The 12,878-nt window shown below is 70.7% G+C and carries 10 protein-coding genes, 1 tRNA gene, 1 pseudogene and 1 riboswitch; of the genes and pseudogenes, 6 read left to right on the top strand and 6 right to left on the bottom strand.

The annotated features are described in order from the left end of the window. Positions 1 to 4: 4 nt before the first annotated feature. From DQ384_RS22165 to DQ384_RS22155, 3 genes are read right to left on the bottom strand one after another with little or no spacing between them, the layout of a single operon-like run. Entirely contained in the window at positions 5 to 1,300 is a 1,296-nt protein-coding gene (locus DQ384_RS22165) for a Stp1/IreP family PP2C-type Ser/Thr phosphatase (protein ID WP_114030772.1), read from the bottom strand. Next, the gene (locus DQ384_RS22160) at positions 1,297 to 1,764 is read right to left on the bottom strand and encodes an FHA domain-containing protein FhaB/FipA (RefSeq protein ID WP_114030771.1); all 468 of its coding nucleotides are present in this window, start codon (positions 1,762 to 1,764) and stop codon (positions 1,297 to 1,299) included. The genes DQ384_RS22165 and DQ384_RS22160 overlap by 4 nt, the downstream gene beginning before the upstream one ends. 17 nt (positions 1,765 to 1,781) lie before the next feature. Further along, positions 1,782 to 2,522 carry an FHA domain-containing protein gene (locus DQ384_RS22155; RefSeq protein ID WP_114030853.1) on the bottom strand — a complete coding sequence of 247 codons (741 nt, stop codon included), beginning with the start codon at positions 2,520 to 2,522 and terminating at the stop codon, positions 1,782 to 1,784. Between the two features lie 92 nt (positions 2,523 to 2,614). On the opposite strand from DQ384_RS22155, the gene DQ384_RS22150 reads away from it, so the two are divergent. Continuing rightward, a tRNA-Leu gene (locus DQ384_RS22150) sits at positions 2,615 to 2,697 on the top strand. 469 nt (positions 2,698 to 3,166) lie between these two features. Here DQ384_RS22150 and DQ384_RS22145 read toward each other — a convergent pair. Both DQ384_RS22145 and DQ384_RS22140 read right to left on the bottom strand, forming a co-directional pair. Then, positions 3,167 to 4,219, bottom strand: coding sequence for a hemolysin family protein (locus DQ384_RS22145; RefSeq protein ID WP_114030770.1), 1,053 nt, complete (start codon positions 4,217 to 4,219; stop codon positions 3,167 to 3,169). Next, positions 4,216 to 5,580, bottom strand: coding sequence for a hemolysin family protein (locus DQ384_RS22140; RefSeq protein WP_114030769.1), 1,365 nt, complete (start codon positions 5,578 to 5,580; stop codon positions 4,216 to 4,218). Before DQ384_RS22140 ends, DQ384_RS22145 begins: the two co-directional genes overlap by 4 nt. 343 nt (positions 5,581 to 5,923) lie before the next feature. Here DQ384_RS22140 and DQ384_RS22135 point away from each other — a divergent pair, with 343 nt between their 5' ends. The 4 genes from DQ384_RS22135 to DQ384_RS22120 all read left to right on the top strand — a co-directional run bounded on the left by DQ384_RS22135 (position 5,924) and on the right by DQ384_RS22120 (position 10,255). Beyond that, entirely contained in the window at positions 5,924 to 7,177 is a 1,254-nt protein-coding gene (locus DQ384_RS22135) for an LCP family protein (protein WP_114030768.1), read from the top strand. Positions 7,178 to 7,401: 224 nt separating this feature from the next. Then, positions 7,402 to 8,280: an Fpg/Nei family DNA glycosylase gene (locus DQ384_RS22130; RefSeq protein ID WP_114030767.1), complete on the top strand. Its 879-nt coding sequence runs from the start codon at positions 7,402 to 7,404 to the stop codon at positions 8,278 to 8,280. Between the two features lie 100 nt (positions 8,281 to 8,380). Beyond that, positions 8,381 to 8,713: a rhodanese-like domain-containing protein gene (locus tag DQ384_RS22125; RefSeq protein WP_114030766.1), complete on the top strand. Its 333-nt coding sequence runs from the start codon at positions 8,381 to 8,383 to the stop codon at positions 8,711 to 8,713. A 24-nt stretch (positions 8,714 to 8,737) separates the two neighbouring features. Further along, a riboswitch (TPP riboswitch) is annotated at positions 8,738 to 8,864 on the top strand. Then, positions 8,855 to 10,255, top strand: a complete 1,401-nt coding sequence (locus DQ384_RS22120; RefSeq protein WP_245966684.1) for a purine-cytosine permease family protein — start codon at positions 8,855 to 8,857, stop codon at positions 10,253 to 10,255. It overlaps the preceding riboswitch by 10 nt. Here DQ384_RS22120 and DQ384_RS44220 read toward each other — a convergent pair. Beyond that, positions 10,215 to 10,658 (bottom strand): annotated as a pseudogene (locus DQ384_RS44220) (methylated-DNA--[protein]-cysteine S-methyltransferase); the annotation flags it as partial. The gene DQ384_RS22120 and the pseudogene DQ384_RS44220 overlap by 41 nt on opposite strands. A gap of 304 nt (positions 10,659 to 10,962) precedes the next feature. Here DQ384_RS44220 and DQ384_RS22110 point away from each other — a divergent pair. Beyond that, positions 10,963 to 12,849 (top strand): sensor histidine kinase, encoded by a 1,887-nt coding sequence (locus tag DQ384_RS22110; RefSeq protein ID WP_425451485.1) that lies wholly within the window; start codon positions 10,963 to 10,965, stop codon positions 12,847 to 12,849. Positions 12,850 to 12,878 lie beyond the last annotated feature (29 nt).

The following is a 12,878-nucleotide window of genomic DNA, read 5'->3' as shown; positions in this document are numbered from 1 at the left end:
TCACTTAGGAGGACTCCGGAGTGGTGGTGGGGGAAGCGGTCGGCTGGGTGGACTTCTGGTCGCCACCCGATTTGGCCTTCAAGTCGTTGATCCTCGTCTGCCCCGATTTGAGGTCGGCAACCGGCATACCACGCCGCACCTGGTCGCGCTCCGGCTCGGGGATCGAGGACACCGACAGGCCGGTGCGCTGGACGACGGAGTTCAGTTGGATCGGTCCGATGGTGGTGCCCACCCCGCGAAACAACACTAGCTCGTCTCCGAGGGCCCCGACGTAGTACTGATCCTGCGTCCACTTCCAGCCGTAGTAACCACCCCCCGCCAGCAGGACCACCAGCAGCACGAGGACGGTCACCGTCGCAGGCCACATGCGCCGCCGCCTGACACGCCGCGGGGCGGCCACGGCATTCGCCGCCGGGCCGCCCACGGGTTCGTCGTCCAGGTCGTCGTCCACGAGCACGGGCTGCGGGGCGGTGATCGTGGACGCCCGCCCCGCCGGAGTGTCAGGTGGCTGGGATCTCAGCCGGCTCGACCCCGCGGCGCCCACCACGGCGGCGTCACCCGCCACCACCTGGCCTTCCTCGATCTCGACGACATCGGCGACGATGCACGTGATGTTGTCGGGACCGCCTCCCCGATTGGCCAGGTCGATGAGCTGGCGGACCACGGCGTCGGGTTCGTCGACCGTGGTCAGCGTGTGGTGCAGGGTCTCGGCGCTGACGACGCTGGACAGGCCGTCGGAACAGAGTAGATAGCGGTCGTTGATCTGCGCCTCGCGCAGCGACAGGTCGGGATCGACCTCGCCGCTTCCGTCGAGGGCCCGCAGCAGGATCGAACGCTGGGGATGGCTGGCGGCCTCCTCCTGCGTGATCCTCCCGTCGTCCACCAGCGACTGCACCAAGGTGTGATCATGAGTGATCTGGTACAGCTCGCCGTTTCTGAGCAGGTAGGCGCGGGAATCGCCGACATGGACCAGGGCGACCCGGGTGCCCGACCACAGCATGGCTGTGAGCGTGGTGCCCATGCCCTTCAAGCTGGGATCGCGACCCACCATCTCGTGCAGTTTGCGATTGGCGTCGCGCACCGCGGCCTCGATGGCACCGAGCAGGTCAGCCCCGGCCGCGTCCCGGTCGAGGGACGACATTGCGGTGATGGCGACCGAACTGGCCACCTCACCGTGAGCGTGCCCGCCCATGCCGTCAGCGACGGCGAGCAGGCGCGGGCTCGCGTACGCCGAGTCCTCGTTTCCTTCGCGGAGGAGGCCGACGTCCGAGCGGGCGGCGTAGCGGAGTGCGATTGTCATTTGCGCAATTCGATGACGGTTTTACCGATGCGGATCGGCTGGCCGAGGTGCACCGGAGTCGGGCGGGTCACTTTTGAGCGGTCAAGGTAGGTGCCGTTGGTCGAGCCGAGGTCTTCCACGATCCACTGACCGTCCTGGGGGAACAGCCGGGCGTGCCGGCTGGAAGCGTAATCGTCGCTGAGTACCAGCGTGGCGTCATTCGCCCGACCGATAGTGATTGGCGTCTCCGTGAGGTTGATGATGGTTCCTTGCAGGGGACCACCGGTTACGACCAGTTGCCGCGGCTCCCCCTTCTTCGGCTTGGCCGGCTGACGGGCGGGCTTGGCCGGCTTGCGCACGGCCGCCGGAGCCGTCGCACGCGATCCGAACAAGTCTGTCCGGATCACTCCCACCGCGGCAATCACAAAGAACCACAGCACCGCGAGGAACGCGAGCCGGATCAGCAGCAGAGTGAGCTCGGACATGGACCGTTTGTCTACCCTTAATCGCGCCGGAACACCAGAGTTGTGCGACCCAAGGTCACACGGGTGCCGTCCTGGAGTTCGATCCGGCGAACCGGCTGGCCGTTGACGAAAGTGCCGTTCGTGGAGCCGAGATCGACGAGAGCCACTGTCGGACCCTCGACCCTGAGCTCGGCGTGGTGCCTGGAGACGCCCGGGTCCACCAGCCGCAGATCGCAGTCGGTGCCCCTCCCGAGGAGCGTCACAGGGGTTGTCAGCTCGTACGACCGCTGACCCTGCGGGTCGTCCTGAGTGGACACCAGCAGGCGCGGACGACCGCCGAACGCGCTCGGCTTGCTCGGGGGCAGATCGCTCACCGGATGCCGGATCTCGTCCTGCTCCACCGTCGCGCCGCGGATCACGCCCGAGCGGATGCGGAAGAGCCCGACCGCCAGATCGTCGGCGGTCTCGAAGCGAACCCGGACGGGACCGACGAACGAGTACCCCTGCTCCTTGGCGTACTCCCTGGCGAGGTTGGCCAGCTCGTGGCTGATGCTGTCGGCGTACACCTCCAGCCGCTCGGCGTCGGTCGTCGAAAGCTCCACCACGAAGTCGTTCGGCACGAGAGTGCGGCCCTGCGCCACGATCGCGGCACGTTCGTCCATCTCGCGCTGCACCGCGCTGGCGACCTCGACCGGCTGAAGGTCAGATTTGAACGCCCGCGCAAAGGCCCCCTCAACCAAGCCTTCGAGCCTGCGCTCGAAGCGCTGAAGGACTCCCACCGGGTACCTCCCTTCCTCCATCGTCTAGGAGGATCGTATCCGGGTTCGGTGGCATGCACGGATCCGTGCTAGCCTTTCCACGCACTCAAAGAGGGCGAGTGGCGGAACGGCAGACGCGCACGGTTCAGGTCCGTGTGTCCGAAAGGATGTGAGGGTTCAAATCCCTCCTCGCCCACGAACGGCCCCGTGTTCGAAGCCCTTCGGGCTTCTTCCCGGGGCTTTTGTGTTTACCCGGGGGGCGACCCCCCGGACCCCCACGTCACTGCGCCGGGTTCGAAGCCTTGGCGGCTTCGTCACTGGTCGATCACTTCGCCTTCGTCACTGGTCGATCACGTCGCTGGCCTGGGCTTGTGGGCTTCGAGGGCCTGGTTCTGGTGGCTTCTTCATCGGGGCGATCGCTTCTCGGTTCTGGTCGCTTCGTGGTTCTCGTCTTCGGGCGAGTCGCCTTCCCCTGGATCTCCTCGCCTTCCCTGGACGGGTGGGCTTGGGAGGGACGGCCGGGATGGCGGCCGATTCTTTGGAGATTCTTTAGGTTCTCGGCGGTTTCTTTACCCGGATGTGTAGTTGGGGCGGCTTTCAGATCGCTTACGGGGCGCTTGCAGCCGGGGCCGGTGCCCGTGGCGGGCGGGCACCGGGGGCGGCTGTCAGCGGGGCGCGGGGCGCTTTCTGGGGGTGGCCGGGGTGCGGGTGTCGAGGAGTTCGCCCACCAGGTCGGTCAGGCTCACCAAGCCGGTTACGGCGCCGGTGGGGTCCGTGACGAGGCCCACGTGCGCGCGGGCGTCCTGGAGGTGGGCCACGGCCTCGGGGACCGTCGTGGACGGCTTCAGGCGCGGCACGGAGGTCATGAGATCTTCGGGTGGCGCGCCGGGGTGGGTCAGCGTGTCGCGGACGTGCAGCACGCCGAGGACGTCCTCGGGCGAGCCGCCGTTGACGAGCAGGCGCAGGTGGCCGCTCGCGGCCGCGACGTCGCGGACGAGGTTCTCCGGCGCGCCCGCGGGCACGGCGGTGGCCTCGGCGATCGGCACCATCAGCTTCTCGACCGGCTGAGACTGGACCTTCAGGGCCCGGGTCAGCAGGTCGTGCTCGGCCCTGTCCAGCAGGCCCATCCGCCCCGATTCGCCGACCAGCATCGCCAGCTGCGGAGGCGTGCGCGTCGTCGCCAGCTCGTCGCGGGGACGGACGCCGAACGCGCGCAGCAGACCGTTGGCGAGGCCGTTCAGCGCCGCCAGGATCGGCCGGACGATCCAGGTGAACCCGCGGAAGGGCAGCGCGAGCCCCATGGCGGCCCGCTCGGGGTGGGTCAGAGCCCACGACTTGGGCGCCATCTCGCCCACGACCATGTGCAGGAACGTGATGATCGTCAGCGCGATGACGTACGCGACGGCGATCCGCATCGACTCCGGAAGGCCGACCAGGCCGAACACCGGCTCCAGCAGGTGCTCGATCGCCGGTTCCGTGACCATGGCCAGGCCCAGGGAGCACAGCGTGATGCCGAGCTGGGCTCCGGCCAGCATGAGCGAGAGCTGGCGGCCGTTGCGCAGGGCGGCGCGTCCGGCCGCCCTGGCGAGGCGCCCGCCCGCGGCGGCCTCCTCCAGGCGGTGACGCCGGGAGGACACCACGGCGAACTCGGCGGCGACGAACAGGCCGTTGCCGATCAGCAGGACGACGCCCAGCAGCAGCGCGGTGGCGGTGTTCATCGGGTCTCACCGCCCACGACGGCCGCGTCGGGGAGCCCGGGCGCGATGCGCACCCGGTCGGGGATCCTGCGCTGGACTCCGAGGACGGTGAGCAGCACGCCCGCCGCGGCCGGCTCGTCGTCCTCGAAGAGGTCGCGCTCGGCCACCAGGGGAACGGGGACCTCGTCCCCGGGCTCGGCCAGGCGGCCGAGGCGCGCCATGATGAGCCCCGCCACGGTGTCGTAGTCCTCGCTCTCGGGCAGCCGCAGGCCGGTCGCCCGCTCCACCTCGTCGAGCCGCAGGGTGCCCGGCACCTCCCAGGTGCCGTCGTCGCGCGCCACGGCCTCGGCGGCCTCGGGGTCGTTCTCGTCCATCAGCTCGCCGACGAGCTCCTCGGCCAGGTCCTCCATCGTGACGACGCCCGCGAGGCCGCCGTACTCGTCGATGACGCACGCCAGCTCGCCGCCGGTCGCGCGCATGCGGTCCAGCAGCGTGGGCAGCGGCAGCGTCGTGGGGACCAGGAGGGGAGCGGCGGCGATGCGCTCGATCGGCGCCTCGCCCGGCTCCGCGCGCAGCAGCTCGCGCAGGCCCGCCACGCCCATGACGTCGCCGTCCGCGCCGAGCACGGGGTAGCGGGAGTGCCCGGAGGTCTTCAGGGCGCTCAGCAGGTCGGAGACGGGACGGTCGGCGTGGAGGGAGACGACGCGCGGCCGGGGGACCATGACGTCCTCGGCGGTGCGGTCGCCGAACTCGAGGGCGCGCTCCAGCAGGTCCGAGAGCCGTTCGGAGAGGTCGCCGGCCGCCTCGGACTCGGCGATGATGCGCGACAGCTCCTCGGGGGTGGCGCCGTGCTCGATCTCCTCGACCGGTTCGACGCCGAAGAGGCGCAGCAGCCGGGTCGCCGAGGCGTCGAACAGCCGGATCACCGGGCCGGCGACGGCCATGTAGATCAACGTCGACCGGGACAGCCACTTCGCCACCGGTTCGGGGCGGGCGATCCCGAAGTTCTTGGGCACGAGCTCGCCGAGCACCATCTGGACGACCGTGGCGACGACCAGCCCGAGCGCCACGGCGATGCCGGGAACCGCGGCCTCGGGCACGCCCACCGCGGACAGGCCGGGGGCGATCAGCGGGGTGAGCGCGGGTTCGGTGATGAATCCCACGAGCAGCGTGGTCACCGTGATGCCGAGCTGCGCGCCCGACAGCATGAACGAGAGCCTGCCGGTGACCTCGAGGGCCCGGTCGGCGGCGGCGTCCCCCGCCGCGGCCTGCTCCCGGAGCGCGGACCGGTCGGCCGCGACGAACGCGAACTCCTGAGCGACGAAGTATCCGGTCAGGAGGGTGAGAAGAAGTACGGCCGGCAGACCGAGAACTGACGTCACTGGTCTGCCTTCCCCGATTCAATGGGTCCCGTGCCGAGGCACGGGCAGGTACTCCACGGGTCGGGAGTAGACACGACTGTCCTTTCGCTAGAGGTCGTCGTAACGCTAACGGTCGGGCCCCTGCCAATGTTTCCCGTGGGGCCACATTGGTGACTTAGTGTGACTCTGCGTACTTTTACATGAGAAAACCTTGGGCGACGGACGTCCCGCACGCGTGCGACGGCGTACTTTCGAAGCAGAGCTGTTCCAGCCACAGGACGGGGACGACGACGTGGGTGATTGGCCTGGTGAGCGGGCGGGGGGGTCCGACGAGAGCGGCTCACGAGAGGGGCCGACCCGCGCCATGCGGCGGCCCGCCGGGGCCGGTGATCCGTACCCTCCGGCCGGAGGTCCATACTCGGCCGGCCAGCCCGCCCACCGCCTCCCGCAGGGCTCCGGTGGCCGTGGCCGCGGCGGCGAGGACGACGACGCGACGCGGCTGGAGGTGTATCCGGGGGGCGCGCCGCCCGCGGGCCCTCCGGACTCCTCGCGGAGCAAGGGGCGCGTGTACGGCAAGCCGCGGTCGGGGGAGTCGCCCGTACGGCCGCTGTCGGCGGGGGGCCGGTCGAGGAACGACGACGGCGGCCCGCCGAGGGCGCGGACGCCGCGCCGCACCGGGCGCATCGTGGTCAGGGTCCTGGTGATCGTGCTCGCGCTGCTGCTCGTCCTCGTGGTGGCGGGCTATTTCTGGATCAACTCCCGCATCAACTCGGTGGAGTCGCTCACCGACTACGACGGGCGCCCGGCGGCCACCCCCGGTGAGGACTGGCTGCTGGTCGGCTCCGACAGCCGGGCCGGGCTGACGGCCGCCCAGCGCAAGAAGCTCCGCACCGGCAGCGCGGTCGGCAAGCGCACGGACACGATGATGCTGCTGCACATCCCGAGCGGCGACGGGCAGCCCACCCTGGTCAGCCTTCCCCGCGACTCCTACGTGCCCATCGACGGGCACGGCAGCGACAAGCTGAACGCGGCGTACGCCTTCGGCGGGCCCAAGCTGCTGGCCAAGACGGTCGAGAAGGTCACCGACATCCGCATCGATCACTACATGGAGATCGGGTTCGGCGGTTTCGTCGGCATCGTGGACGCGGTGGGCGGCGTGAACATCTGCGTCAAGCAGAACATCAAGGACAAGAAGGCCGGCATCAACCTGAAGAAGGGGTGCCAGGACATGGACGGCGGCACGGCGCTCGGGTACGTCCGCACCCGCGCGACCGGCGCGCTGCCCGACTTCGACCGTACCCAGCGCCAGCGCCAGTTCTTCTCGGCCGTGGTCAAGAAGGTCGCCAACCCCGGTGTGCTGATCAACCCCTTCCGGTCGATCCCGCTGGCGATGAGCGCGACGGACTCGGTCGCGGTCGACCCGGGGACGGGCACCTTCGACCTGCTGTCCCTTGCCATGGCGATGGGCGGCAACCCGGTCACCACGGCCGTCCCCGTGGGCTCCCTGCCAACGATCAACGGCGCCTCGGTCGTGAAGTGGGACACCCAGAAGGCCCTGCGCCTGTTCAAGGCCCTCGCCGAGGACAAGCCGGTCCCCAAGGACGTCCTCGCCAAGTAGCCCCGAAACAGCTCTACTCTCGAAACAGCCCTGAGAATGCCGGCCGAGCGTCCCGGGACACCGCGCGAGCCCCGGGACGCTCGGCCCGCCTTCCCGGGTTTTCCACAGGTGGTTGTCCACAGGCCCGGTGCGAAGAGGAGACCGGCAGGGGGCGGCCGGCCGGTTCAGGGGTCGTACGGGGTCGCCGCCGGTTTCGTGGCGTGGTGAGAGGTTAGTGTGAGGGCATGCCGGAGCTACCCGAGGTGGAGTCGCTGGCGGAGTTCCTCCGCGAGCGGGCCGTCGGCCGCCCGGTCGCGGCCGTGGACGTCGTCGCGTTCCAGGCGCTGAAGACGGTCGATCCCCCGGTGACCTCTCTGCTGGGCCTGACGGTGACCGGCGTCGCCCGGCACGGGAAGTTCCTCGACCTCGACGTCGACGGCATCCACTTCGTCACCCACCTGTCCAGGGCGGGCTGGCTCCGCTGGCGCGACGACCTCTCCGGCGCCCGCCCGGTGCGTCCAGGCAAGGGCCCGCTGGCCGTACGGGTGCGGTTCGCCCCGGACGACGAGGGCCTCCAGCCGGGGTTCGAGCTGACCGAGGCCGGCACCCAGAAGCGGCTGGCGGTGTACGTCGTGCGCGACCCGGCCGAGGTGCCCGGCGTCGCCGCGCTCGGCCCCGACCCGCTGGCCCCGGAGTTCACCCGCGAGACCCTGAAGGGGATCGTGAACGGCAGTCGCACGCAGATCAAGGGGCTGCTGCGCGACCAGAAGGTGATCGCGGGCATCGGGAACGCGTACTCCGACGAGGTGCTGCACGCGGCCAAGATGTCCCCCTTCAAGATCGCGGGCTCGCTCACGGACGAGGCCGTCGCCGACCTGTACGAGGCGATCGTCGACACGCTGCGGGCGGCCGTCGAGCGCGCGCACGGCATCGCCGCGAAAGACCTCAAGAGCGAGAAGAAGTCCGGTCTGCGGGTGCACGGCCGCACGGGCGAGCAGTGCGCCGTCTGCGGTGACACGATCAGAGAGGTCTCGTTCGCCGACTCCTCCCTGCAGTACTGCCCGACGTGCCAGACCGGCGGCAAGCCGCTGGCCGACCGCAGGCTGTCGCGCCTGCTCAAGTAGGGCGGGATGCGCCGCCTGACCTGCCTTCTCGTGAAAAGCGACGGTCTGTCATCGATGACAACTGTCCGTTAGCGGGCAGAGTGCTCGCCCAACGGGGACAATGGTGGGCATGACCGTCCCAGAGATCGATGCCAAGGCCGTGCCCGACGACGTCTTCCTGCTCGACGTGCGCGAGCTCGACGAATGGCAGGCGGGCCACGCCCCCACGGCCGTCCATATCCCGCTGGGCACGTTGCAGCAGCGCGTCGACGAGGTCCCGGCCGGCGTCCCGGTGTACGTCATCTGCCGCGTCGGCGGCCGGTCCGCGCAGGCCACCGCGTGGCTGAACCACATCGGCCGCGAGGCCGTCAACGTCGAGGGCGGAATGTACTCCTGGGCCGCCGCCGGACGGCCGATGATCGCGGAAAACGGAGCCCAGCCCTACGTCGCATGACCCTTGGATGTAATAATCCAGTCAAAATCCATACCGCGGGAGCTCGGGCGAGACCGGGCTGAGAGGGCGGTTCCCAGGAACGCTGGGCGCGCCGCCGACCGCATGAACCTGTCCGGGTAATGCCGGCGTAGGGAGTGTGCGATGTCGTCCGCCGTCGACGAAGTCCCCCTGACCCTCGACGAGGCTCCGCCGAAGACGCTGGGGGCGCTCGACCAGGGGGCGTTCTGGGCGAACCTCGGGGTCAGCCTGCTGGGCTTCTCCGGGGCGCTGTACCTGCTCAACCCGCTGGGCGACCGGCCGCTGAGCCTGGTGGCGGCCGTTCTCGCGGCCGTCGTCGGCAGCCTGGTGGGCACGGTGATGGTCGGCCTCGCGGCCGTGCCGGGCGCGCGCACCGGAGCCCCGGCGATGGTCCTGCTGCGCGGCCTGTTCGGCGTGCGGCTGTCGTACGTCCCGACCGTGCTCAACATCGTGCAGATGCTCGGCTGGGGCGCCTTCGAGCTGTGGGTGATCGCCACCGGCGCCCAGGCGATCTTCGGCGACGCGGTGCCGTACCAGGTCTGGGTGCTGGCGGCGGGCGCGCTGACGATCGCGCTGACCATACGCCCGCTGGGGGCGATCCGGCTGCTGCGCCGGTTCGTGACGGCGGGCGTGGTCGTCGCGATGGTATGGCTGGCCGTGGCGCTGCTGCGCGAGGGTCCTTCCCTCGGAGCGGGGAGCTGGGACGCGTTCGCGCCCGCCGTCGACTACGTGATCGCGCTGTCGGTCTCGTGGGTGCCGGTGGCGGCCGACTACGCGCGGCACTCGCGTTCGAGCCGGGCGGCCTTCGGCGGCGTCGTCGGCGGGTACACGATCGCGCAGGTCGCGTGCCTGGTGATGGGCGTGCTCGCGCTGTCGCTGGTGGGCAACGACGTCGGCCGGGTCTGGGAGGCGTTCGTGGCCGTGCCCCTCGGGGCGCTGTTCTTCGGCGTCCTGGTGCTGCGCGAGGCCGACCAGTCGTTCGCCAACGTGTATTCCACGGCGATGTCGCTGCAGAACCTGCTGCCCCGGGTGGACCGGCGCGTCTTCTCGATCGGCGTCGGGGTGCTGACCACGGGCGTCGCCCTGTTCGTTGACGTCAACTCCTACGGGGCGTTCCTCGGCGTGATCGGCGCGGTCTTCGTTCCGATGTTCGCCGTCCTGGCCGTCGACTACTTCCTGCTCGGCGCCGCCGGCCGCTGGGACACCTCGGAGGACGCGCCCTCCCGGTGGCTGATGATCGTGCCGTGGGTGCTGGGCTTCGTGGCCTACTGGCTCGTGACGGTGACGCCGACGGTGGGCTGGTGGGACGCGGCCTGGGCGGCGGCGCGCGAGGCGCTCGGGTTCGAGCATCGGCCGTGGATGAACGCGGCGCTGGCGGCGTTCGTCGTCTCGGCGCTGGTCACGCTGGCGCTGGGCCGGCTGACGCGCCTTCGAGGCGCAGCAGGCGCTCCTTCGCGGCCGGCCCCCCGGCGTACCCCCCAAGATGCCCAGGGGCCTCGATCGCCCGGTGACACGGCACGATGACGCACACCGGGTCGGCCGCCAGGGCGTTGCCGATGGCGCGCAACGCCTGCGGGCGGCCGATCCGGTCGGCGATGTCCTGATATGTCGTGACGCTGCCGTACGGCACCGCCATCGTCATCTGGAGCACCGTGCGGGCGAACGGCGTGGCCAGCCGCAGGTCCACCGGAGTCGTGAACGCCCGCAGCCTGCCGGAGAAGTACGCGTCGAGCTCGCGGCGGATCGGGTCGAGGCGGCGGGGGTCGTTGCCGATGAACGTGCCGATCTCGCGGGAGACGCGGGCGAAGACGACGTGCTCGTCCTCATAGCTGCACGCGGCGACCCCGCGCGCGGTGACGGCGAGCGCCATGCGCCCGACGGGGGTGTCGGTCACGCCGAAGGCGACGTCCGGCGGGGTCTCGCCCATGTAGCCGGGAGAGGTCACCCGCACCAGGGCGTCGAGATCACCTGTCGTCATCGCCGCACCCCTCCCGGTCCCGCTACCGGCAGCGTAGCGGAGTGCGGCCTCCTACCGGCCACGACGCAGTTGGCGAAGTCCATGTCGCCCATGTTCGGGTTGCTTTACCCGGGCCGGAGCGGGGGAGAAATGCTCCGGCGGCGAGCGAACCGGTTCCCCGGGGAGCTCCGCGACGCTACGGGACGGGCGAATGCGACTATTCGCACACCGAAAGTGCCAAGACGCGGGGACAAAAACGGGCACGATGGGGGTCATGAGTGACGACAGGGTAGAGAATGCCGATGAAGGCTTTGCTCGCGCTGTCCTCGCGAGCGCGGCGGACGCCGTCGTGGCCCTCGATCGCGACCTCAACGTCCTGATGTGGAACCCCGCCGCGGAGCGCCTCTTCGGCTTCGCCGCGGCCGACGTCACCGGCCGCCGGGTGCCGCTCGTGCCGGACGACCTGATGGTCGAGCACCACGCGGTCCTGGAACGCGTCCGCACCGGCGGCCCGGTCGCGCTGCGCACCAAGCGCTGCCACCGCGACGGCTCCCTGCTGGACGTCGGCGTGGACATCAGCGCCCTGCGCGCGGACTCCGGCGCGCTGCTGGGGTACGTCACCGTCTACCACCCCGTCGCGAACGACTCGGTCGCCCGCGAGCGGGGCGCGCGCAGGGCCAGGCTGGTCCGGCGGCTCACCGACGTCGTGGGCGACATCAACGCCGAGCTGGAACTGCCGGCCGTCCTCGACCGCATCGCCGCGAGCCTCACCGAGCTGACCGGCGCCGACGCGGGCGGCTTCGTGCTCATCGAGGACGACCGCCTGCGCCTGGTCAGCGCGCACGGGCTGCCCGGCAGACTGAAGGGCGCCACGGCCGACCTGCGCAGCAGCCTCGTCGGCAAACTGCTGCGCACCGGCAAGACCGTGCTGCTGGAGACGGGCGAGCATGCGGCGCTGGACGAGCTGATCTGGTCGGAGCTGCCCGGCCTGCACACGATCGCGCTCGGCGTCGCCGCGGTGGGCGGGCGTCCGTACGGGGCACTGTACGCGCTGTTCGCCGAGCGGACGGCCGGGCACATCGAGCTGGAGCTGCTCGAACTGCTCGCCGGTCACGCGGGCATCGCCCTCGGCAACGCGATGGCCTACCAGGACGCCGTCCGGCAGCGGGCCCACGAGCGCGCGGTCGTGGACGCCAGCGCGGACGGCATCGCGGTGCTCGACGACCACGGGCGCGTCCGGCAGTGGAACCCCGCGGCCGAGGACATCACCGGCGTGCGCGCCGCCCAGGTGATCGGCGGGCTCCCGCCGTTCCCGCTGCCTGAGCCGGGCGAGAAGCTCATGACCCAGCTCCCGTCCGGGCGCTGGCTGGACGTGGTGAGCGCCGAGATCAGCGAGACCGGCGAGATCGTGGTCGACTTCCGTGACGTCACCCGGGCCAAGGAGCTGGAGGAGGCCAAGGACCTGTTCCTCGCCACCACCAGCCACGAGCTGCGCACCCCGATCACCGTGGTCCAGGGGTTCGCGGGCACCCTGGACGCGCGCTGGGACAAGCTCTCGGAGGTCGAGCGCCGCTCGGCCGTGCGGACCATCGCCGAGCGGTCGCGGGCGCTCGGCCAGCTCATGGACCACCTGCTGCTCGGGGCGCGGGCGGGCGCCGACGAGCTGAAGGTGCGCGTCGAGAGCTTCGACCTCGGCGAGCGGGCGCGAGCGGCCACGCTGGGGCTGCCGGTGCTGTCCGACCGGCACCGCGTGGAGGTCGACATCCCCGTCGACCTGCCGTGGGTGGACGGGGACGCGCTGGCCACCGACATCCTGCTCGGCCAGTTGCTGGAGAACGCGTTCAAGTACTCGCCGGACGGCGGGCTGATCCGGGTGCTGGCGTGGCCGGAGTCCGACCGGGTCGTCCTCGTCGTGGACGACGAGGGGGTCGGCATCGCGCCGGACGACCGTGAGCGGGTGTTCGAGCGGTTCGTCCAGGCCGACAGCGGCGACCGCCGGAGGTTCGGCGGCGTCGGGCTCGGGCTTTACATCGCCAGGAACCTCGCACGCGCTCAGGGCGGCGAGGTGACCGCGCATCCCCGGCCCGGCGGGGGCACCCGAATGAGATTCGTTCTGCGTACCGCGCACGCCTATATCGGATCCGACACACCGAACCGGTAACGGGTCGGTAACGGATGAACGCGCCTATT

The sequence above is a fragment of the Sphaerisporangium album genome (assembly GCF_003323745.1).
Taxonomy (GTDB): Bacteria; Actinomycetota; Actinomycetes; order Streptosporangiales; family Streptosporangiaceae; genus Sphaerisporangium; species Sphaerisporangium album.
This window is presented reverse-complemented; position numbering and strand designations above follow the sequence as displayed.